This window comes from Dehalogenimonas etheniformans (genome assembly GCF_014672715.2).
GTDB classification, from domain to species: Bacteria; Chloroflexota; Dehalococcoidia; order Dehalococcoidales; family Dehalococcoidaceae; genus Dehalogenimonas; species Dehalogenimonas etheniformans.
In genome coordinates this window covers 857,880-877,798 of record NZ_CP058566.2, presented here as the reverse complement: position 1 = coordinate 877,798, position 19,919 = coordinate 857,880, and the positions used below count along the sequence as shown (strand labels likewise).

Genomic DNA, 19,919 nt, shown 5'->3' with positions numbered 1-19,919 from the left:
CCAAAACACGTTACCGGCTGCCCAGTTCGTTAGCCTGCCTGATAATGCTTAAAAACTGGTCCGGTTTAAGGCTGGCTCCTCCGACAAGGGCTCCATCGATATCATTTTGGGACAGGAGATCGGTAATATTTTCCGCGTTCACGCTGCCGCCATAAAGTAGTGGTATTCTTAAGGCTTTTCCAGTGTGCAAGATCTTACAGAGCAGTTCACGGATATAGTTCATGACCTGATTAGCGTACGCCGATGTTGCTGCCCTGCCGGTGCCGATGGCCCAAATAGGTTCGTAGGCTATCAATAAATCGGCGGATTCGATTCCGCTCAGACCAAGGCTGATCTGGCGGTTTATTATAGATTCGGTGGCGCCGGCATCCTTTTCATCCAGATTTTCACCGACACACATAATAGGCTTGAGGCCGTGACGGATAGCCGCTTTCACCTTTCGGTTAACGACGTCATCCGTTTCATGAAAATATGTTCGCCGTTCCGAATGCCCGATTATCACGTACCGGCAAAGACTGGAAAGCATGCCGGGTGAAATTTCGCCGGTAAAAGCACCCTTTTCCTCGTAAAAAACATCCTGGGCGCCTAACTGTATCGAGGTGCCCTCGAGAAGCTCTTTCACCTTTGAGAGTGATATGAAAGGAGGGCAGACGATTGTTTCAACACGCCCGAAGTCGGCAGCCCCACTTCGAATTTTGTTAACAAGATCGACAGCCTCGTTCAGAGTTGTATTCATTTTCCAGTTGCCGGCTATGGTAAAATTACGTTTTTCCGCCATCTCACGCACCAAATTTCTCCAATTTCAAGGCGTTAGCCATCGCCACCGGCATCAAATGACAGGCGGGTATATTTCCCAGTCCGCCGCCAACACAGGCATTCTCGCTGAAAACTGAAACGCTGTCTGGCCGGCAATATTTCCCTTGGACCAGAACTGGGACAGATTGCCATCCATGACCGCCGAGTATAGCGGGGGTAGAATGATCCCCAGTTACGATTAAGACATCCGGTTTGAGTTCAATAATGGCGGGCAAGAATTGGTCAAAATTCTCCAGCACTGACACCTTCCGGGAAAAATCCCCGTCTTCCCCAGCGGCGTCCGTACCTTTTACATGGAAAAAGAAGAAATCGTAGCTGTTGAAGTTGTCTCGCAGGCTCTGGATCTCTTCGGTTAGCGTCGTGCCGGTTTTGACCACCGACATACCGACAACTTTGGCCAACCCTCGATACATTGGATATCCGGCAATGGCGCAGGCATCGAGATTATAGACTTCCTTGAAACTTGGAAAGTCTGGCTTTCGTGAGAAACCCCGTAACAATAACCCGTTCGCCGGATGGTGATTGGTAAGAACCTTCGACGCATGCGCAATAAAACGGTTGGCGATCTGAGCCATTCGATTTGAACTTCCGTTGATTGCCGTCACTGGTTGAGGAGCAAGCCCTACCCGTTGCGGATCGGAATCGGACACTGCATCCGATAGCCCCTCGCCCCGAAACACCACCACAATCCTGTGGTCTTTGACGGCCTCGACGATAACCTGAACGCCATCGATCTCAAGGCCATTAAGCTGGGAGGCGATAACGCGACTTTTGTCCGTGCTGATCCGCCCTGCGCGCCTATCGGTGATAATACCCTGCGTATCGAGGGTGCATAGATTGCCCCTTGAAGCCACGTCCCCGGGTCTAAGATCGAAGTCTATTCCCAGTGCTTCCAGTACGCCCCTGCCGATAACATATTGCAGCGGATCGTAACCGAAGAGAGCCAGGTGTCCCGGGCCGCTCCCGGGCGTGATTCCGGGTAGCACCGGATTTGAAAGGCCGCAGATGCTTTTTGCGGCCAGGGCGTTTAAGTTTGGAATGTTGGCTGTTTCAAGTTCGGTTTTATTAGTAATCGGATCCGGTAGGCCGCCAAGGCCGTCAAGGACGACCATGACGATCTTGGTTTCGGTTTTTAGACTGAGTTGGCGCATCAGACCGATTTGGTCCATCGTTAAACCGCCGCTTTCTCATTTTTCTTTAGCAGCGCTTCCACACCCGGGAGTTTTTCACCTGAAAGGAATAACATCGATGACCCGCCACCGGTAGACACAAAGCTCATTTTATCAGCCAGCTTGAGTTCGTCAACAATTTCGGCGGTTGAACCGCCGCCGATGATCGTAGTGGCGTGCAGCCTGCTAATCACATCAGCCATTGTTTTTGTGCCCTCGGCAAACTGGGGCATTTCATATATACCCATCGGCCCGTTCCAGAACACCGTCTTCGCTCGCTCCAATTCTTTGGTAAAAAGATTTATGGTGAGCAACCCGATATCCACAACCCGTCCCAACGGAGGTATCTTATCGACCGGGACGCAGATTCCCCTGGCATCCGGAGTCAAGTCGCCGGTGACTACCACGTCTTTCGGCAATACAAATTTGATATTGTATTTTTTCGCTTTGGCCATTAATTTGGCGGCTAAATCGATCTTTTCGTCTACAATCGATTTACCGACTTCATAATTGTCGGCTTTAAGAAAGGTGGCGGCCATTCCTCCACCGACCAGGATCGTATCGACTTTGTCCATGACGTTTTCAAGTAATTTCACTTTATCTGCTATCTTGGCTCCGCCGAAGAGGACACAGAATGGCCTCGCAGGCTTTTCAAGAATATGTCCTAGAGAAACTAATTCTTTCTCTAATAACAACCCAGCCACGGCGGGCAAGAATTTAGTTACACCGACAATCGAGGCATGAGCTCTGTGGGCTGTGCCAAAAGCATCATCCACAAACACCTCACCCAGTCTGGCCAGTTTTTCAGCAAAGACCGGGGCATTTTCTTCTTCTTCGGCATGAAAACGAAGGTTTTCCAGGACCAGGATGTCTCCATCGTTAAGCCCCGACACAACCTCTTCAACCTTTTGACCGACACACTCGTTCACGAATTGGACAGGGTGCCTCATGAGTTCCGATAGTCTGTCTGCAGTGACTCTCAACGAAAGAGAAGGCACCACCTTCCCGTCTGGCCTTCCCATATGTGACATTATTATTACCTTGGCTCCGTTTTCGACCAGGTAGTCAATGGTCGGAATAGCCGCCCGGATTCGGCCATCATCGGTAATTCGGCCATCAGTACCAAGAGGGACATTGAAATCGACTCGCACAAGTACTCTTTTATTCTTGACGTCGATGTCGCGTACCGTCAGCCTATCCATGCTAACTCCTGTTAAAATCGAGTATAGAGCGAGGGGTCAGTCCGAAATAACGGCAGGTTTTCAGGTTACCTGGATGCTAAAATTTTTTTCGAAATTTCAAATTCATCTATGAATGCCAGGGTCTCTGAAGAAATGCCTTCTGCGTCCAGGTGGTAATTAGAACGAAGCTGTGCTTGGGTGCCGTGGGTTACGAATTCATCCGGTATCCCCAGAGACTTCAATCCGACATCGTCCATCGAAGCACGTTTCAATAAAGCCGCCACCAGACTTCCCAAGCCGCCGTTCAAAACGTTCTCTTCAATCGTAATTATGCTCTTGATATCGCTGGCCAATCCAAGGATCACATCTTCATCAAGTGGTCTGATGTATCGCATATTTACCACGGTGACTCTGGTTCCCTGCATCTCCAGCAGGTCAGCGGCGGCCATAGCGGCCTTCACGCTGGCGCCAGTGGCAAGAAGCGCTGCATCCGGACCCTTACGCAAGATCTCGGCACTGCCGACGGGAATTTCCCTGAGTTCCGGTTCCAATTCAACTCCGGTGCCAACTCCCCTGGGATATCTGATCGCCATGGGTTTGCCGCATTTAGTCGCGGTATAGAGCAGGTGTTGCAGCTCATTCTCGTCTTTGGGTGACGCGAGGATCATATCGGGTATTAGGGAAAGGTAGGAAAGATCAAAAATTCCCTGGTGTGTCTTGCCGTCCTCACCCACGATTCCGCCGCGGTCGAGAGCGAACACAACCGGCAATTTTGGCAAGGCGACATCATGAATTATTTGGTCAAAAGCTCTTTGCAAAAATGTGGAATAAATGGCGACAATAGGCGTCATCCCTTGTGCCGCCATCCCGGCGGCAAACGTCACGGCATGTTGTTCACAGATACCGACATCGAAAATGCGGTTGGGCATCGTTGATTGCATATGGCCAAGGCAATAACCATCCGGCATAGCAGCGGTGATGACGGCGATTTTGGGGTTCTCCCACGCCATCTTCTCAACCGTTCTGGCAAAAATTTCGCTGTAGGGTAGCAGTTTGTGGCTACTGCCGGTCTTTTTAGGACTGCCTTTAGGCGAGATTCCGTGGAAATTGATCGCATCGCTTTCCGCAGGCCCGTAGCCTTTTCCTTTGGTTGTCACGATGTGGATTAAGGCCGGCTTATGGGAATAACTTTTGGCCTGTTCTAACGCAGATACTAGGTCATTGATGTTGTGACCATCGATCGGCCCTGTGTAAGCGAACCCGAACTCTTCCCACAACGTGGTCGGCATGACCATTTTCTTCATGCCGCCCTTGATCCGCTGGCCGATCTCCCAGATGCGGCTCCCCATGTCAAAACGGGAGAGCAATCTCTTGCTCTTTTCGGATGCTTTGTAATAGCGCCGGTCGAACCTCACCTTCCCGAGAAGGCGGGACATCGCCCCCACCGTGGGAGAGATCGACATGCCGTTATCGTTAAGAATGACTATCAGTCGCTTACCCAAATGCCCGGCGTTATTCAATGCCTCCAATGCCATTCCCCCGGTGATGGCACCGTCGCCTATGACCGCGATCACGTTATAATTGTCGCCGGAAAGGTCCCGTGCCGCAGCCATCCCCACCGCGGCTGAGATTGAAGTGCTGGCATGACCTGTCGTAAAAGCGTCATAGGGACTCTCGTCACGGCAAGTGAACCCTGAAATCCCACCATACTGCCTCAGGGTGGCAAATTGTTCACGGCGCCCGGTTAGAAGCTTGTGGGCGTAACACTGGTGCCCCACATCCCACACGATTTTGTCATCGGGGCAGTTGAAGACTTTGTGCAAGGCGATGGTAAGTTCAACTACTCCCAGGCTGGAAGCTAAATGCCCGCCGTTAGCCGTAACCCTGGTGACCATCTCTTCTCTGAGTTCAATCGCCAGTTTGTTCAGGTCGACGAGGGACAGTGGCTTGAGATCAGCGGGTGAGTTTATCCCATCAAGGATTTTAGACATGTGGCATCTTTCCAGGGTCCTTGGGCATGTTCTTTATACTAACAGCGGTTAAGTACCGTGTCAAGATAAAATGTTCGTAAATTACGATTGATTCCGAGCGTCCTTCTCGTGAAGAGTCAAGGTCTTGACCCCTCCGGAATCACGATGCTACTATTAGCCCGTGTCCCAGTAGCTCAGCTGGATAGAGCGGCTGCCTTCTAAGCAGCGGGCCGTGGGTTCGAATCCCGCCTGGGACGCTCTTCAACTCCCATCGCCAAAAAAATCCTGATTGCCATTATCGCTCAGTACCTGTGACCCAAGCGCGTCTTTTCCGGTTTTCTTTAAGTATTGGGAGCCCCAAGTGAAATCCCCTTGTGCAGGCGAGGCAATGGTTCGCTCGGAACCGAGTTGTTACAAGTGATAACTTATACGTTGGCTAAACGTAGTCGTCGGCAAAAAAGTGCGGCAGCTTCAACCAACCAGATTTAAGCCTGTGGCCGGAGAAACGAGGAGAATAAAGGTGCTAATACTTGAAGGGTGGCGGATATAAGGGCGGACTCTAATTCTTTTTTCGGCCCTTGAAAACCAAAAATGCCAAAACGATAATGATTAGGATCAAAACGATTTCGAAAGGGCCTATACTCACTTGATTCTACCTCGCTTCTTTATCCTTTTTATTGTATAGCATAAACCCCCTGGGTAGTAATCCAGGGGGCTATCGAATCCTGAATAGGTATATTACTAACTGACGGTCGATTTAACGAGATCGGCAAAGGTTTGCGGCTGAGATACCGCCATATCAGCCAGTACTTTACGGTCAAGCTCAATGCCCGACTTTGACAGGCCGTCGATCAATCTGCCGTAAGTCGTACCATTGAGACGAGCCGCGGCATTGATCCTGGCGATCCACAGTTTGCGGAAATCGCCTTTTCGGTCTCTCCGGTGGGCAAAGGCATATGCCAAAGCATGTGTCATGCTTTCGTGCGCCCGGCGCCAGATATGATTGCGCTGCCCGCGATGACCTTTGGTTAAGGCCAGAATATTCTTGTGTCTCTTATGGGTCGCGACACCACCCTTGATGCGTGCCATGTATTCTCTCCTAAAATTTGTCTAAGTTGATCGGATGTGACGGAAGCTACGGTGTGCCGTAGGGGATAAGGCGGCTGAGGCGCTGGACGTCAGCCTTGGCCATCGGGATCATTTCATCGAACTGGCGGCGCGCTCTCTTCGACTTGTTGCGGCGCAGATGGCTCTTCAGACCCTTCATACGCATCATCTTACCGTTACCGGTAAGCTTAAAGCGATTCTGCGCTCCCTTATGGGTTTTTAGCTTGGGCATTTTCAGGTTGACCTTCCTTTGTTTTCACTTTGGCGCCGGGTTTAGGCACCAGCATTAAATGGATTCTTGAACCCAGAAGCGTCGGCTGCCCTTCAACAATAGAAACGTCGGCCAATTCTTCTGCGATTCGCCTCAATATCTTGATACCCAGATCCGAGTGAGTTATTTCCCGGCCACGGAACATGATGGTCACTTTTACCTTGTCCCCGGCTTCCAACTGTTTTTGAATGCTGCGGACCTTAGCCTCGTAATCATGCTCGCCAATCTTCGGCCGGAGACGAACTTCCTTGAGGAGCGACATTTTTTGACCTTTTTTGGCTTCTCGCTCTTTCTTGGTTTGTTCGTAGCGGTATTTGCCGTAATCCATAAGACGGCAAACAGGCGGTATTGCTGTCGGGGCTACTTCCACCAGATCGAGGCTGCTTCGACGGGCTAATTCCTTGGCAGCCGCCACGGTCATAACACCCAATTGCTCAGCGTTTTCACCGAGCACACGAACCTCACGGCCCAGGATTTTCTCGTTGACTCGGAGTTCTTTAACTATGTGCCTGCTACCTCCAGAGCAAAAATAAAGACCATCGAAAACTATAGCATAATTACGTTGAAATGTTCAAATACATATACCGATGGTAGTCCAACTGGACTACCATCGGTATTACCCCCTGAGATCGAAGAGTTTTAAACCGAAGCCAGGATCTGGCCGCGGACGCCGATAGTTGTTTCCTGGATCGGAAAACTAACCCCGGATTCAAGGGACGCCTGCCGGACCATGTGGGTGAGACCGCCGCAGCACGGCACCTCCATACGCAGGACCGTAACGCTTCGGGGCCGGGCGCTCCTGAAAATCTGGGTCAGCTTTTCGAGATGAGCTTCATAGTCATCTAACTTTGGACAAGCGATCAATAGGCTCTTACCCTGGAGAAAATCTCGGTGAAATGCAGGATAGGCAAACGGGACACAGTCCGCGGCTAGTAAAATATCAGCACCTTTCAGAAACGGGGCATGAGGCGGCACCAGGGTCAACTGAACCGGCCAACTGGACAGCATCGAATGGTCGGATACTGCCGCCGATCTGTCCGAGGAGTTAGCCTGCCGTTCGAACGACATCATCCTGGTCGAAGGGCAGGCATGCACGGGCTGGTTCGTCTCTTTCCTTGCCGCGTGTTCCACAGCCGCCGATTCATCGAATTCAGGCGCATCTCTTTCTTCAATCGAAATGGCATCCATTGGGCATTCGCCCAGGCAGGCGCCTAACCCATCACAATAAGTTTCGGACACCAGTCTGGCTTTGCCGTCGATCACCTGGATGGCTCCTTCCACGCAAGACGGGACGCAATCCCCGCAGCCGTTGCATTTATCTTCATCGATTTTAACGATCTTTCGGACCGGCATATTCAGGCTCCTTCCCATTTTGATCCTGAACCGTTCGCCACGCCCCTTCGCCAAGGCATTGTCTTGCCGAGGCGCACCAATCGGCGCACGACGGTAATTTTGCCCGGCTGGTCATCTGACTGCATTTGTGGCATCTGACCCGAGCCTCGTCGGAGAATATCTCCAATTCGGATCCGCAATGTGAGCAGAACAGAATCTCCGACGTAAGTTTTCGGGACCTTTGACCCGGACAACCGGCGTTCAAGGCGATATCTCCAAGTTCATAAGATTATTATACGAGTATCTTTATTAGAGGAATATGATTTAAATCAATGTTGGCACAAGATACATAGATCAACCCGAAGATGGATCTTCAGTCAATCTTTTGAGTCGAAGCCTGTCTTGGATCACTACAAGCCCGCGTCCGGAGGAGATTATTCCGTCTTGCTTCAGACGGCTTAGAAAACGGACCGCAGTCTCAAGTGTCGTCCCGGACATATCGGCCAGGTCCTGTCTGGTGAACGGAAGTTCGGGACCGAGTTTCGAGGCCAGTCGATCGAGCGTCCTGGACAGTCGCTGTTCGACCCGTTCCCCCGCGAGGTCGTGAAGACGGCTCTGAGCTTCCCGCAGACGTGCTGAAAGGAGGCCGACCATCGCCAGGGCGACTCCTGGGTGCCGTCGGATAAATTCATGAAAAACCTGGCGGTCGATGGATAAGGCCATAGAATCTTCCAGGGCGATCGCTGAGGCTGGGTATGGCTTGTCCTCGAGGACGGCCACTTCGCCGAAGATTTCTCCAGGGCGGAAAAAGGCCACCACGGTTTCCCTGCCCTGTGATCCATGTTTGATCACTTTCACCCTGCCGGATATCAGTAGAAAGAAGCTGTCCGGCGCACCGCCCTCCCAGAAAAAATATTCTCCTGTTGTGTAACTCTTTTCTTCGGCGTTCGCCAATAAGTCTGACATATCTTCATCAGAAATAGATGAAAATAGAAAACTGCGTTTGAGAGCCAGGGAGGCGGCTTGATAGTCCATCAGACGGGTTCTCCGGATTTTTCAAGCAGCAGCCGTAAGTTCCGAGGCAGTATGGAATAGAACGCAGCCAGGTGAAAATAACGCAGCTTATCCCTGGTCGCTTGATCGAGTGTATCGAAAGGAACACCCGATAATATGGCCTCTGTTTCTGCCTCTGAAAATTCAATACCGTTGGCTGCCTCATCGAGTACGGAACGGTTCATGGGACAAATTTGCTGACATACCCGGCATCCGATCAGAGAATTATGCCATCTCTTCTTTACCCAGTCCGGAAAATCCGAGGGTTCTTTGGATAAGAGCGATAGGCAACGGCCGACGTCATACACTTCCTGGCTAATGCAACCTGTAGGACAGGCGTCCATGCACAGGCCACATTCCCGGCAAACAGGGGCGACCAGGTGTTGTTCATTCCAGGTATTGTCGGAAGGTTGAAGATCAGAGAAAAAGGATGTCAGCCTGAAAAAGCTGCCCATACCAGGAATATACCCCATGTTGTTGATCCCGTTTTGAAGCAGCCCCGTATGGCTGGCAAGAACCTTGGTTGGCAGGTTCGAATCAGCAACGTGAAGGCCCAAGGGGCCTATGGTGTCAGTGATCACCTTTTTCATTCGGGCGACATCCTGATCGTAATCTCCTGAGAGCGGAGGAGCTTCAAACGAATGGTGAGTTCCACGATACTTAAATCCCAGTCGTACCGGCGTCACCGGAGCGGCAACTACGATTATCGATTTTACTGAGAAATCTGTCGGCCGAGTGAAGTCGAAGCGATGTTGCGAGAGGTGCGGCGACCGGCGCCACACGTCACGGCTGGTGATCGCATTGTATTCGGCTTCCAGCTCAGCCAGCCGCTCTATCGGGGCTATGCAGGCGCGATAGCCGGCTTGAGCCAGGTTTTGTATAACTTCAGTTGCTAGCGCCATTCTTATATTAATTCTTTGATCCACCGCCCCACCCATTCGCCGTCCATTTTGATCAAACGGTTCTTTGATAAATTTTCTTTCATTATACGGCGAATGTCAGGATCGTAGCTTAGAAACCATTTCTCCATCATGCTCTTGCCCTTGGAAGGCAAAGCAGCTACCGCCACACTCCAGCAATAGCCCATAGCTTGCCGAAGAATTTTGAACCCATCCTCACGCCGGTCTGTACCGGATGCCAGCGTAATGGTTATCTTGTCTAGAATGTCGATCACATTCCCAGCGACATCGGCTCGTTGAAGTAACCGTGGTTCACAAAGTGCGGCAGAAGCCGCTCGCTGCTGGAAGCGATTTCCCCCTGCCCAGACCGCCATCTTAACAACAAGATCATCGGTGTCTCTATCACCATACCTCTGGAGTGCCATAGCAACGGCTTCACGCGTCCGCCATCGCGGGTCGCTCGCAAACAGCTTCAAACGCGCCCAAGTCAATTCAGAGGACTTGGTGAGATATTTACCTTGCCCGTAAACCCCGCAGAAATGAAGAAATTCTTCCGGCGAATTGACTGGAGCTTTTTCCGGCGTGTATTTCAACAAACGTTCAAATAGCTCTGAGTTGCCCTCTTCGAAGACCGCAGCGGCAAGTTCAAGGTTGCCTCGAGGCCCGGGAAGTCCTGAATGGGCTAAAAGAAACGGCTCCCAGTCTGGGATTTGTTTCAATTCCTCGCGATATGTGTCTATCTTGGAAACAGGCATGATTAGTGAAACCCGTCGGACGAAAGAGGAATAAAATGAATCGAAAACGATCTATCAAAACATATATACATCTTTAACGCATGGTGGGGAAGCGGGGACTCGAACCCCGACGCCTTGCGGCACATGATCCTAAGTCATGCCCGTCTGCCAATTCCGGCACTCCCCCAGGGCAAAATATTCTAACACAGCAACGTGTTCGTCGCACCCTCGGGTTGACAAGGTACAATCCAATAATAGTATATTCAATCGATATGGTTTTCATTTTCGGGAACAAAGGCTACGGCGATCCGCTCGGCTATGTTGTCACCAAGTGCCAGAAATGCAATACGGACCGAATTTTCTTCGTCCACCAGGTCCGAGAAAAGCTCACCCTCTACTTTGTCCCAACTGTCCAATATAAGGTCAAACAATATATGACCTGCCTCCACTGCAAAGAGCGATATGAGATTGCGGACGAACTGAAGCCTCAGATAGCCGAACGGCTCATGACCGAAGAACAGTTAAAAAAGACTCTCGGCGAAATCGCAACTCAGACCAGATTGCCTCCGCTCTATTGTTCAACCTGTGCCTCCCCCTTGGATCACAGCATGAAATTCTGTCCTTATTGCGGCACAAAAATCGAGTAAGATGTATCAGCATATACGGGACAACGTATGCCGTCTGCGGGCAGAAATCCCGCCTGATATTGCCATCGTCGCCGCGGTCAAAGGTCGCACGGTTGATGAGATCACCGTCGCCGTCGACGCTGGAATAAACATCCTCGGGGAGAATTACATCCAGGAGACCGAGACTACTCGATTTGATCTTCCAGGCCGGGGCAAATGGCATTTCATCGGCCACCTGCAGTTGAACAAGGTTAAAAAAGCCGTCGAGCTTTTCGATCTGATCCAAACCGTCGACTCTATTGCCATAGCCAGGTCGATAAACAAGCATGCGGCTGCGCTGAACAAGATCATGCCGGTGCTTATCGAGGTGAATATAGGTCGGGAACCTCAGAAGAACGGCGTTTTACCGGAAAATGTGTTCGATTTGGCTCGCTCGATCGCCGGACTTTCCAACCTTCGTTTATCGGGTTTGATGACGATGGGACCTAATATGCCGGCTCAGGAACTCCGCCCCTATTTCGCGTCGACCAGGGCGATCTATGAAGAAATCAAGTGTTTGTGTCTACCCAGCGTTGATATCCGTTACTTGTCTATGGGAATGAGCGATTCTTACCGGGTGGCGATTAAGGAAGGCGCCAACATGATTCGCCTGGGCACCGCTATCTTCGGGCCACGCCGCTAGACCAGGTTTTTAAGACCCGCTACGATGTCGTGCAGGTCATGAAACGGCGTGTGCGGCAGGGCTTCGCGTCGGTAGTATTCCAGCAACGATTGAGTGGCAAATGTATGTTCGGCTAGTCGGGACGCCGGGATGTCAGACGGCCCGTTTCCGGCGTAGAGGACCCTGTAACCTTGCTCGATAAACCGACGGGTATGGTATGCCTTGAATTCATCCAGGAGCTCTTTGCCGTTTAAGTCAAAGTACCGGGCATCTAGTCCTTCGGGCGTAAACAACGTCCGGGCAGCGGCGACCTCAACTTGCCCGAACCCGTTGTGCCCCAGCAACGTTCGGACGTAAAAATCCAGTCCGTTGGACACAACTCTCAATTCGATATGATTCGAGCGGCAGTGCTCGATCAGTTCATGCACGCCCGGGCGCAGCCTGGCTTCTTCTCTAACCAGCTTTTCCAGCGCAGCTCGATCCTGCTTGACGAGGTTGAAAGCGCGGTAATTGAACTGCCCGACAGGGATATTGCCTTCCTGGTAGTCGCGGAGGATTGATTTCCAGTCGCTCTCGGCAAAACGTTCGAGGATAAGAAAACTGACATCCTCTTCGGTCAGCGTGCCGTCAAAATCGCACTGGAGGAGAGTTTTGATCACTGCTTGGCAGCCAGTTCGGCGGCGGCGTCTTGTACTTCGACCTCGACCGGTTTCTCTTTTTTGAACAGTTTATCCTGTGATTCAACCCTATCTATGAACAGTATGCCGTTGAGATGGTCGATTTCGTGCTCGAGCGCCTGGCACAGCAGTTCTTTGCCGCGGACTCTGATCGGTTTCCCGTACCGGTCCAGGCCTTTAACGATTACCGATATCGATCTTTTAACATGACCGCCGAGGTCGGGCACCGAGAGGCAGCCTTCTTCAATTTCACGCTCGCCGGTTCGCTTAACGAATTCCGGATTGATGATGGCGAAAGGTTCTTCCTCTGGCATGCCGAGGACGATGCAACGTAGAGAGACCCCCACCTGGGGCGCCGCCAGGCCGCAACCACATCCGGCTTTCATCGTCTCAATCATGTCGTCGATCAGGGTCTTGATGCTTTTGTCGACGACTGGAATGGTTTTAGCTTTCTGCCGGAGGACTTGGTCCGGATATTTGATTATAGGCCTGACGCTCATCGGGTACTCGCTTTTACGTTAGTTATGTAAATATTATATCCAATTCAGGTGATGCGGACAAACGGCTTGCGATAGGAAGTAGTCTATGCTAACATCTTTAGGCTCGTTTCGGCGGGGTGTAGCGCAGCCTGGTAGCGCACCTGAATGGGGTTCAGGTGGTCGACGGTTCAAATCCGTCCACCCCGACCAAAGTCTCTACGTTCTAGCCCTCCCTCCCCCCTGCCCGCCTTCAACTCTTAGAATGCCCTCTTGCTGTGCTAATCTGCGGATCCTTGAAGCTTAAGCATCGGCTTGATCAAAAAGTCGGGATGCGTGCCGGATCCGACTCAATATATACGTAACAGTCAATATTCCATTCCTTAGATTTAATTATTTGTAAATGTTTTCGCGTTCTCTCAATAATAGCGTTGGAGAGTTGTCTTCGTGAAAAAAGCCGTTTTGATCATAGGCTCTATTCTTTTGGCGGCCATTTTAATCGTGGCGGCGTTCCAGCATGTTATATTGCCCCACATGTGGAACTACTTGGTGGTGAACCAGCCTCCGAAACCGGCTGACGTGATTATTGTGCTGAGCACTGGCGAGGATAGAGTTGCTAAAGGCGTAGTACTATACCAGGAAGGTTATGCCAGCAAGATCCTGTTCACCGGCGGCGGTTCGGATAACATGGGGAAACAGGCTGAAGCCCTGGGAGTACCTGCCGGGGACATCCTGCTGGAACAAGATTCATTTACGACCTATACCAATGCCAAATACTCGCTCAAAATTATCGAGGATCATGGATTTAAATCCGCGATCATCGTAACTTCGCCTTATCATACTAAGAGATCAGGCATCATTTTCAGGCACTTTTTCAAGGGGATCGATTTGACGGTTTGTTCCGCGGCTTATGACCCGCAGCTTGCCCATAACTGGTGGAAGCATTCGGAGTCTACCGGCTGGGTCGCAACCGAGTATCTGAAACTGGGATTTTACTTCCTTTTTGAATGGTGGCTCGTGAGGTTCTGAACTCCCTGATGGGATAAATCCCCTACAAAACCAGATGCCCCGCGTTTTTGCGGGGCATCGTTTATTGGGAATAACCGCCGATAGAACTCAGGTCAAGCCATTCAGGCAGGTTTCAAAGATAAAGGCTAAGCTTGGGCTCTTACAAGTACAGGAAGTTTATTCTTTACTGCCAGCCTGGGCTTCTCAACCACAGCTTTGAGCGCGTTCAGATGGATGATGCACTCGGCGCAGTAGCCTTCCTGGCAAATCTGGAACCGGTGGATGCAGAGCGAGCCTTTGTGATATTCGAAATCCATCGTATCACATCCTTTAATAAACTTGATCTATTGTTAACCCGCTCCGGCAGTTCCGGCAATGGGCAGATAGTACTGTTTAGCTTCGAAAACTTTAGTACCACACTGAGTGCATGTAGGGCGAGCGGCCGCTCGCCCACTCGAGAATGAATCTCACAGATGGGCTTTGATGCTACAAAGAGCGAGGGACCAGAGAGACAAATTATGGCAAGAGACAAATGATTGGCTTTACCGGTTCAACGGGACGACCACGGTAATGACCGTCCCCTTGCCCAACTGGCTGTCCATCTGCAGGTAGCCCCCCACCGTCTCCGCCCGCTCCCTCATCACGTTGAGCCCGTGCCCCTGGAACCCTGAGGTCCGCAGTCCGGCGTCAAGGTCGAATCCCAGGCCGTCGTCCTCGATGGTCACGGTCAGGTAGTTTTTGGGTGAACGGATCATGTTTACGCAGACGTGCCGCGCGCGGGCGTGCTTGCGGATGTTGTTCATCGCTTCCTGGCAGATGCGCAGCAGTTGGAGTTCCACCTGGGGCTCCAGCTTTGGTTCCAGGGGCAGAAGGTCCATCTTGTATTCTATCCCGCTGTCCTGTTTAAACCGGTCGGCGTAGGTTTTAAGGTGCTCCACGAACTTGCCAGATTCGGTGTAGTCCCGAAGGAGCTGCAGGGCTTCCCGGGCTTCGGATTGAGACTCCTTGGATAGGTGGAGCAGGTGGCTGAGCGAGGGCAGCGAGATCCCCTGGCGGCTCAGGTCTCGCTCGACTAACTGCGCTTGCCAGTTGAGCGCCGCCAGAACCTGCACCGTGCCGTCGTGCAGTTCACGTGACAGGCGGCTCCTCTCCTCGGCGACGTATTCGCCCTGCATCCGCCTCTGAAGGTTGAAATTGACTAGGTACGGCAGCGACGCCGAAAGGCTGACGGCGACTATGTATATAAAGAAAAAGCTGAATTCCAGCGGCCCGGAGGTCAATTGGTAAAAGGGGTTGACCAGTTGGGTCAGTAGGATGTCTAGGATGGACGCCACCGCCACGGTAAGCGCCATCCGGGACTCGTAGAAGAACGATGCCGCCAGTACCGGAGTAAGGGTGTAAAGGAGGAACGGGCTGCTGAGGCCGCCGGTCACCCAGACCATCGCCGCGCAGAAAACGAGATCGGTCGCCAATAGTGCTTGGCTTGCTAGGTAGTTCCTGGCCGTAACAGGGGTAAAGAATTTGATCACGGTATACGCCGAGGCGGCGATGATAACGCCGGCAATCGAAATTGAACCCTTGGGGACCACTCCGCTCACCTGGCTCAACGCCAGGATAAGGGTCAGGAACCGGAAAATGCTGAGATACAACCTCAGCTTGCCACCGAATGCCCGCCCTCGTACCGCCGCCGCAGCGATCTGCACCCCGTTGAGCCGGGACAGTTTCCGGGCAGGAGCGGTTAACGTAGCCATGAGAACTCTCCGTTTTCAGGTCCGCCCGGATGGGTCCATGGAGTGTTGAATCCGCGGGTATATCCGAATAATGTCACGTGTACCATTATTGATTGCCAGCGACGCGATAATAAATAGGCCGATAGTCATATTCTCGTAAACTTGCGTACTACCCGAGATCTCGCGGGGGTGAGTCTACCCCGCTAATTCCGTTCGCGGTGAGCTTTTCGAACCATGAACGGACAGATGATCGGCTTGATCTGGGAAAGTAATTATAGAACTCCTCCGAGGAGTTCCCCACTGCCGCGCCAAGCGGCAGTGGGGAACATTTCTTGGGCGGCTTTAAGCGTTTTCGATGACATTTTTCATCATAATAGCGACAGAAAAGTTTCTGCTTGCCTGTTAGCATTCAAAACCGGAAAGCAGGGAAAGCGAAATGCCGAAACAAGGCCCATCTGAACACCCGAACGGTTCTGATAAAGTTTGCCGGGATCCCAACCATGTATGCTCCTGCTGCGCCCGCAACCTGTACCCCCATAACTGCCCTAAGGCTTTCAAAATTACCGGCGATTGCCCCGAGTTTCTCGTGCTGAAACAGCGCTTATGCCAGGATATGGACTACCTTGACCGTTTCGACCATCCTCACTGACAAAAGACAACTCCCGGCTTCGTTTCTCCCTTTGTCATTCTGAGGCTTTGCCGAAGAATCTCGGTTTAACTCTTAAACGACTGGATAACTGGCTATTTTGAATCTCTATCGCGAGTACTATACCTGTGTAATAAAGATCGTTTTGACGGCGTAGAGGTCATCTTTTCTTGAAACCTGTTTCGGCACCCCGGTAAAATAAGAAATACTTCATTGGTGAAATATTCAAATAAACGAGCAGTTTATCTTTAGTAAAAACAGGCTGGCCGATGCTGACAGCAAATTATTCATGAATATGCTCAGCACCTATCAGGCAGCGCTGAAGGAAACCGACAGGCTGTTGACCAAAGCGCTCGGGATCTCCTCGGGTAAATTTGCCGTTCTGATTACTCTTTTATACGATGGCCCGTTGACAATGAGCGCCCTTGCGGGTCGAACCAGGACCGGTTCGAGCAATGTCACCACTTTAGTTCGCCGACTCCTTCGACAGGGTTTGGTTGAAAAAGAAAACAGCGAGTCCGACCGGCGCTGCGTTCAAATCCGGTTGACCGATGTCGGTGACTACGTCATCAGGATGGCTTTGCCCGTAGCCAGGTTAATCATTGAAAAGACATTTGCCAAACTGGATCCACAGGATAAAGTATCGCTGGACCGTATACTGTACACCATTTCGGAGAACGTCAAAACGCTCAAACAAACCAGGAAACTGATTCCGTAATATACCCGGCCGGGCTCTTTGGCGGGCCTGGTTTTGGGTTAGTGCCCATCGATAAATATCTGATGATCGTGGAAAGTGAATAACAGAGCATGGAACGAAAGAAGAAAATCACCCGGAACTTAACGGATCGACAGCTTAAAGTCGAAAAGCTAGTCGATGAACACGCCGCGTTGAAAGCGCTGATGGTGAAGCTGCAGGACGAGCTTGACCACGCCGCCGGCGAAGATACCAACTTGAAAACCCGGCTCTCGGCGACTCTGGCAAGGACGGAAGGCCGGATCCAGGACATCGGAGAAGAACTCAACAGGGTCGGAAGCGCCAAAGAGTAACCCTCGGTCCATTGTGATTTCTGATCATACCCCAGAAATATCTTTGCGAGCCTTGCCAAGCGGCAAGGCGTGGCAATCGTCTGCGAATAGTACACCGATCGCATTGGGCTGGGGAAGGTCGTCACTCCCCCCCTTCTCCCCCACGGGGAGAGGGTAGGGAAAGGCGGTACAACACTGTGGCTGATAGCTGACCGCTGACAGCATACAGCTTCCAAAAATATTCCTCCAAAAACGTCACGAAACGCTTGACAACCCTAAGGAACGTCCGTGCTATAATATCCCGTCATGAATATTAGCACTAGTGTACGCTATCGGCCCGCTTCCGCCATGCAACCGGAGACATTTGATTCTCGACCCGCGCCGGTGAAACAATTCGCGGAGCCCTCATTCCCACGATGCAGAAGGAGAATTGTTTCAATAGCCGCGAAGTCGTTTTTTCCAGAAATGAACGTAAATTCCGGGTCGTTTTCGGAAAATAACATCAATAGTGAAAAAACAAAAAAACAATACCCCGGAACCTTACAACTACCCCGGCAAAAGGATTCGTTTCATTCGTTTTCATCTATGGGGAAAATGCCGGCATCCGCATTCTTCAGCGTTTCAGCGACACCTTTTCATCATTCCAGCGACAGAGAAGGTACTGCTTGCCTGCTAATATGTATTATTGGAAAGCAGGAAAAGCACAATGCTCGAGATAAGACCCATAAGGCATTCGCTCACGCCCGCGGAAGTGCGCAAGGACCCCTTCCACATCTGCTCCGGATGCGTCCGCAACCTATATCCCTGCCATTGCCGGTTGGCCTACCGGATGAGGGCAGGCTGCGATGAATTTGTCGCCCTCAAAACGACCCCGGCTCAGGATTCCGACCGCCTGTAACAAGTTGATCGCTTCCCTCGAGGCGGCGCCCAACGTGTACCGTATCAACAATATTCAAGTATTACTAAAGTCATACTGACGGCGCCGGAAGCGCCAGAATACACTAACCTTGGGATTTTCCCGTAAAGTTAACCCGATTGAATAGCATCCCGATCATTGGCGCCATATTAGGCATTTACCTGGTGATAAACCTGGCGCTGCCTCATTTGCCCATCGACACCCGGGTCAGGACCTATCTTATTCAGCCGCTGATGTTGGGCACCCTGGCAGCCTACGCCTGGTTCGGAAAGAGAACAGTGAGTCCGCGGAAGTATCCCGTACCAACCGGTTTTTTGTTTCATAAAGATTACATTTTTCAATTTTCGGATAATAATAGTTATTGACGATTCACCACCTTAAGTTTATAATCCTTAACAAATTATCGAAGGAGGAGCCTTAGTGGAACTAGCGGAACTTGTAAAAAAGATCTTCAGCAACGAGGAAACCAAGAAAGAATTCCAGGCTGATCCCGAGAAGTTCATCTCTGCGATGGATTTGACTGCCACCGAAAAGAACGCTGTACTCTCTTTGCACGCTAAGACCGGCCTTATTACCGCCGATGGCGTTTCATTACAGTCGAACATTGGGCCTATGGCCGGATGGTTATAACTAAACACTCAGACACACAAAATTGTCGTCTAAATTAGAGAAACAAAAACAATTGCTCAACGAGGAGTTAGAAGAAATTCTAACTCCTTTGTGTAACACGACAGATTTGTTTGAATTAATCAGGAATATCCTTATGGTCGAGGGCCGAGATCCTACATCAACTAATTCTCAAAAACCTTGGCCGTTACTCCCACTTGTAGTAGCTGATTCGATTTCGGGAAATTGCGAACACGTTGTACCAGCAGCCGCCGCCATTCAATTATTAATGGCGGCGGGTGACGTTTTCGATGACATTGAAGATTCAGATGTGTCAGATTCTATATCTTCAAAATATGGTACCGCGATCGCCGCTAACACCGGAACAACTCTATTAATTTTGGCTGAAAAAGCACTAACTCGATTGAATAATCGCGGAATTAATAACGAAACAACGCTCCGTGTGATTGAAAAAATAAATTCGTTTTTTACGAACGCTTGCATCGGTCAGCACCTCGATCTTTCACTTGCACGATCAGTTCTTAATGAGGGTCAATATTTAGACATTGTCAAACTCAAATCCGCCTCGCAAATTGAATGCTGTTGTCACGCTGGTGCAGCCTTATCAACTATTGACAACATGGTGGTTGACTTATTCTCAGTATTTGGCCAAAACTTAGGAATTATGGCCCAATTTAGCAACGACATTGTCGGTGTAATAACCAAAAAGGACATCATCAGACGAAAGCCAACTTTGCCTATGTTTTTTGGATTCTCTCATTCAGATGACAAATCCAGATCAATTCTCGAGAAAGCCTTTAATCCTTCATGTTTGAATGAAGTCAGCACAGACCAGGTCAAAAATGTGTTATTTAGTTCAGGTGGAATTCAATATACTTCCCTTAAAATGAGCTTTCATCGAGAATTGGCAAAAGAAACACACTATGCTCTCGAGCATCGTGGGATTTCGGTTCGTCAATTGATGGAATTCCTAAACTAATAACGGATAAGGGTA

General features: G+C 50.7%; 25 protein-coding genes and 3 tRNA genes. 12 read left to right on the top strand and 16 right to left on the bottom strand.

Annotated features, from left to right (window positions below; all coding sequences use genetic code 11):
- Positions 1-10: 10 nt before the first annotated feature.
- From tpiA to dxs, 4 genes are all read right to left on the bottom strand, one after another.
- Positions 11-778: a triose-phosphate isomerase gene (tpiA, locus tag HX448_RS04445; RefSeq protein WP_102330437.1), complete on the bottom strand. Its 768-nt coding sequence runs from the start codon at positions 776-778 to the stop codon at positions 11-13.
- Between the two features lies 1 nt (position 779).
- Positions 780-1,985: a 2,3-bisphosphoglycerate-independent phosphoglycerate mutase gene (locus HX448_RS04440; protein ID WP_102330438.1), complete on the bottom strand. Its 1,206-nt coding sequence runs from the start codon at positions 1,983-1,985 to the stop codon at positions 780-782.
- 2 nt (positions 1,986-1,987) lie between these two features.
- Positions 1,988-3,187 (bottom strand): phosphoglycerate kinase, encoded by a 1,200-nt coding sequence (locus HX448_RS04435; protein ID WP_102330439.1) that lies wholly within the window; start codon positions 3,185-3,187, stop codon positions 1,988-1,990.
- 65 nt (positions 3,188-3,252) lie between these two features.
- Positions 3,253-5,157 (bottom strand): 1-deoxy-D-xylulose-5-phosphate synthase, encoded by a 1,905-nt coding sequence (gene dxs / locus HX448_RS04430; protein WP_102330440.1) that lies wholly within the window; start codon positions 5,155-5,157, stop codon positions 3,253-3,255.
- 162 nt (positions 5,158-5,319) lie between these two features.
- On the opposite strand from dxs, the gene HX448_RS04425 reads away from it, so the two are divergent.
- Positions 5,320-5,393: transfer RNA gene (locus HX448_RS04425), tRNA-Arg, on the top strand.
- Between the two features lie 484 nt (positions 5,394-5,877).
- Here the strand turns inward: HX448_RS04425 and rplT are convergent.
- From rplT to HX448_RS04385, 8 genes are all read right to left on the bottom strand, one after another.
- Positions 5,878-6,225, bottom strand: coding sequence for a 50S ribosomal protein L20 (gene rplT / locus HX448_RS04420; RefSeq protein WP_102330441.1), 348 nt, complete (start codon positions 6,223-6,225; stop codon positions 5,878-5,880).
- A 46-nt stretch (positions 6,226-6,271) separates the two neighbouring features.
- Positions 6,272-6,475 (bottom strand): 50S ribosomal protein L35, encoded by a 204-nt coding sequence (rpmI, locus tag HX448_RS04415; protein WP_102330442.1) that lies wholly within the window; start codon positions 6,473-6,475, stop codon positions 6,272-6,274.
- Positions 6,453-7,019: a translation initiation factor IF-3 gene (gene infC / locus HX448_RS04410; RefSeq protein ID WP_102330443.1), complete on the bottom strand. Its 567-nt coding sequence runs from the start codon at positions 7,017-7,019 to the stop codon at positions 6,453-6,455. The genes rpmI and infC overlap by 23 nt, the downstream gene beginning before the upstream one ends.
- A gap of 134 nt (positions 7,020-7,153) precedes the next feature.
- Positions 7,154-7,867 (bottom strand): ATP-binding protein, encoded by a 714-nt coding sequence (locus tag HX448_RS04405; RefSeq protein WP_102330444.1) that lies wholly within the window; start codon positions 7,865-7,867, stop codon positions 7,154-7,156.
- 333 nt (positions 7,868-8,200) lie between these two features.
- The gene (locus HX448_RS04400) at positions 8,201-8,881 is read right to left on the bottom strand and encodes a Crp/Fnr family transcriptional regulator (RefSeq protein ID WP_102330446.1); all 681 of its coding nucleotides are present in this window, start codon (positions 8,879-8,881) and stop codon (positions 8,201-8,203) included.
- Positions 8,881-9,801, bottom strand: coding sequence for a 4Fe-4S double cluster binding domain-containing protein (locus tag HX448_RS04395; protein WP_162485869.1), 921 nt, complete (start codon positions 9,799-9,801; stop codon positions 8,881-8,883). Before HX448_RS04395 ends, HX448_RS04400 begins: the two co-directional genes overlap by 1 nt.
- 2 nt (positions 9,802-9,803) lie before the next feature.
- Positions 9,804-10,517, bottom strand: coding sequence for a hypothetical protein (locus HX448_RS04390; RefSeq protein WP_226846855.1), 714 nt, complete (start codon positions 10,515-10,517; stop codon positions 9,804-9,806).
- Between the two features lie 117 nt (positions 10,518-10,634).
- Positions 10,635-10,719: transfer RNA gene (locus HX448_RS04385), tRNA-Leu, on the bottom strand.
- 85 nt (positions 10,720-10,804) lie between these two features.
- Between HX448_RS04385 and HX448_RS04380 the strand changes: the two genes are divergently transcribed.
- Both HX448_RS04380 and HX448_RS04375 read left to right on the top strand, forming a co-directional pair.
- Positions 10,805-11,179: a zinc-ribbon domain-containing protein gene (locus HX448_RS04380; RefSeq protein ID WP_102330449.1), complete on the top strand. Its 375-nt coding sequence runs from the start codon at positions 10,805-10,807 to the stop codon at positions 11,177-11,179.
- Position 11,180: 1 nt separating this feature from the next.
- Entirely contained in the window at positions 11,181-11,840 is a 660-nt protein-coding gene (locus HX448_RS04375) for a YggS family pyridoxal phosphate-dependent enzyme (RefSeq protein WP_102330450.1), read from the top strand.
- Here the strand turns inward: HX448_RS04375 and HX448_RS04370 are convergent.
- Together HX448_RS04370 and def are read right to left on the bottom strand one after the other, a co-directional pair.
- Positions 11,837-12,478, bottom strand: coding sequence for an HAD-IB family phosphatase (locus HX448_RS04370; RefSeq protein WP_102330451.1), 642 nt, complete (start codon positions 12,476-12,478; stop codon positions 11,837-11,839). The genes HX448_RS04375 and HX448_RS04370 overlap by 4 nt on opposite strands.
- Positions 12,475-12,996 carry a peptide deformylase gene (def, locus tag HX448_RS04365; protein ID WP_102330452.1) on the bottom strand — a complete coding sequence of 174 codons (522 nt, stop codon included), beginning with the start codon at positions 12,994-12,996 and terminating at the stop codon, positions 12,475-12,477. The genes HX448_RS04370 and def overlap by 4 nt, the downstream gene beginning before the upstream one ends.
- Positions 12,997-13,108: 112 nt before the next feature.
- On the opposite strand from def, the gene HX448_RS04360 reads away from it, so the two are divergent.
- Positions 13,109-13,185: transfer RNA gene (locus tag HX448_RS04360), tRNA-Pro, on the top strand.
- Positions 13,186-13,419: 234 nt separating this feature from the next.
- Complete coding sequence (locus HX448_RS04355; protein WP_102330453.1) at positions 13,420-14,001, top strand: YdcF family protein; 582 nt, start codon at positions 13,420-13,422, stop codon at positions 13,999-14,001.
- A 125-nt stretch (positions 14,002-14,126) separates the two neighbouring features.
- Here HX448_RS04355 and HX448_RS04350 read toward each other — a convergent pair whose 3' ends face one another.
- Complete coding sequence (locus HX448_RS04350) at positions 14,127-14,297, bottom strand: hypothetical protein (RefSeq protein WP_162485870.1); 171 nt, start codon at positions 14,295-14,297, stop codon at positions 14,127-14,129.
- Between the two features lie 225 nt (positions 14,298-14,522).
- Entirely contained in the window at positions 14,523-15,731 is a 1,209-nt protein-coding gene (locus HX448_RS04345) for a sensor histidine kinase (protein ID WP_102330454.1), read from the bottom strand.
- Between the two features lie 415 nt (positions 15,732-16,146).
- Here HX448_RS04345 and HX448_RS04340 point away from each other — a divergent pair, with 415 nt between their 5' ends.
- From HX448_RS04340 to HX448_RS04310, 7 genes are all read left to right on the top strand, one after another.
- Positions 16,147-16,359, top strand: a complete 213-nt coding sequence (locus tag HX448_RS04340; RefSeq protein WP_102330455.1) for a hypothetical protein — start codon at positions 16,147-16,149, stop codon at positions 16,357-16,359.
- Positions 16,360-16,645: 286 nt separating this feature from the next.
- Positions 16,646-17,074 carry a MarR family winged helix-turn-helix transcriptional regulator gene (locus tag HX448_RS04335; RefSeq protein ID WP_102330456.1) on the top strand — a complete coding sequence of 143 codons (429 nt, stop codon included), beginning with the start codon at positions 16,646-16,648 and terminating at the stop codon, positions 17,072-17,074.
- Positions 17,075-17,163: 89 nt separating this feature from the next.
- Positions 17,164-17,403 (top strand): hypothetical protein, encoded by a 240-nt coding sequence (locus HX448_RS04330; protein ID WP_102330457.1) that lies wholly within the window; start codon positions 17,164-17,166, stop codon positions 17,401-17,403.
- Between the two features lie 685 nt (positions 17,404-18,088).
- A complete protein-coding gene (locus HX448_RS04325; RefSeq protein ID WP_190259842.1) occupies positions 18,089-18,280 on the top strand; it encodes a hypothetical protein in 192 nt (63 codons plus the stop codon).
- 137 nt (positions 18,281-18,417) lie between these two features.
- Entirely contained in the window at positions 18,418-18,663 is a 246-nt protein-coding gene (locus tag HX448_RS04320) for a hypothetical protein (protein ID WP_102330460.1), read from the top strand.
- A 55-nt stretch (positions 18,664-18,718) separates the two neighbouring features.
- A complete protein-coding gene (locus HX448_RS04315) occupies positions 18,719-18,928 on the top strand; it encodes a hypothetical protein (RefSeq protein WP_102330461.1) in 210 nt (69 codons plus the stop codon).
- Positions 18,929-18,980: 52 nt separating this feature from the next.
- Entirely contained in the window at positions 18,981-19,904 is a 924-nt protein-coding gene (locus HX448_RS04310; protein WP_162485872.1) for a polyprenyl synthetase family protein, read from the top strand.
- The last annotated feature ends 15 nt before the right edge of the window (positions 19,905-19,919 follow it).

Excerpts from the sequence above, each read along its gene's own strand:
- tpiA (WP_102330437.1), bottom strand. The coding sequence starts at position 778 with ATGGCGGAAAAACGTAATTTTACCATAGCCGGCAACTGGAAAATGAAT.
- HX448_RS04440 (WP_102330438.1), bottom strand. The coding sequence starts at position 1,985 with ATGGACCAAATCGGTCTGATGCGCCAACTCAGTCTAAAAACCGAAACC.
- HX448_RS04435 (WP_102330439.1), bottom strand. The coding sequence starts at position 3,187 with ATGGATAGGCTGACGGTACGCGACATCGACGTCAAGAATAAAAGAGTA.
- dxs (WP_102330440.1), bottom strand. The coding sequence starts at position 5,157 with ATGTCTAAAATCCTTGATGGGATAAACTCACCCGCTGATCTCAAGCCA.
- rplT (WP_102330441.1), bottom strand. The coding sequence starts at position 6,225 with ATGGCACGCATCAAGGGTGGTGTCGCGACCCATAAGAGACACAAGAAT.
- rpmI (WP_102330442.1), bottom strand. The coding sequence starts at position 6,475 with ATGCCCAAGCTAAAAACCCATAAGGGAGCGCAGAATCGCTTTAAGCTT.
- HX448_RS04405 (WP_102330444.1), bottom strand. The coding sequence starts at position 7,867 with ATGCCGGTCCGAAAGATCGTTAAAATCGATGAAGATAAATGCAACGGC.
- HX448_RS04400 (WP_102330446.1), bottom strand. The coding sequence starts at position 8,881 with ATGGACTATCAAGCCGCCTCCCTGGCTCTCAAACGCAGTTTTCTATTT.
- HX448_RS04395 (WP_162485869.1), bottom strand. The coding sequence starts at position 9,801 with ATGGCGCTAGCAACTGAAGTTATACAAAACCTGGCTCAAGCCGGCTAT.
- HX448_RS04380 (WP_102330449.1), top strand. The coding sequence starts at position 10,805 with ATGGTTTTCATTTTCGGGAACAAAGGCTACGGCGATCCGCTCGGCTAT.
- HX448_RS04375 (WP_102330450.1), top strand. The coding sequence starts at position 11,181 with ATGTATCAGCATATACGGGACAACGTATGCCGTCTGCGGGCAGAAATC.
- def (WP_102330452.1), bottom strand. The coding sequence starts at position 12,996 with ATGAGCGTCAGGCCTATAATCAAATATCCGGACCAAGTCCTCCGGCAG.
- HX448_RS04350 (WP_162485870.1), bottom strand. The coding sequence starts at position 14,297 with ATGGATTTCGAATATCACAAAGGCTCGCTCTGCATCCACCGGTTCCAG.
- HX448_RS04345 (WP_102330454.1), bottom strand. The coding sequence starts at position 15,731 with ATGGCTACGTTAACCGCTCCTGCCCGGAAACTGTCCCGGCTCAACGGG.
- HX448_RS04340 (WP_102330455.1), top strand. The coding sequence starts at position 16,147 with ATGCCGAAACAAGGCCCATCTGAACACCCGAACGGTTCTGATAAAGTT.
- HX448_RS04335 (WP_102330456.1), top strand. The coding sequence starts at position 16,646 with ATGAATATGCTCAGCACCTATCAGGCAGCGCTGAAGGAAACCGACAGG.
- HX448_RS04330 (WP_102330457.1), top strand. The coding sequence starts at position 17,164 with ATGGAACGAAAGAAGAAAATCACCCGGAACTTAACGGATCGACAGCTT.
- HX448_RS04325 (WP_190259842.1), top strand. The coding sequence starts at position 18,089 with ATGCTCGAGATAAGACCCATAAGGCATTCGCTCACGCCCGCGGAAGTG.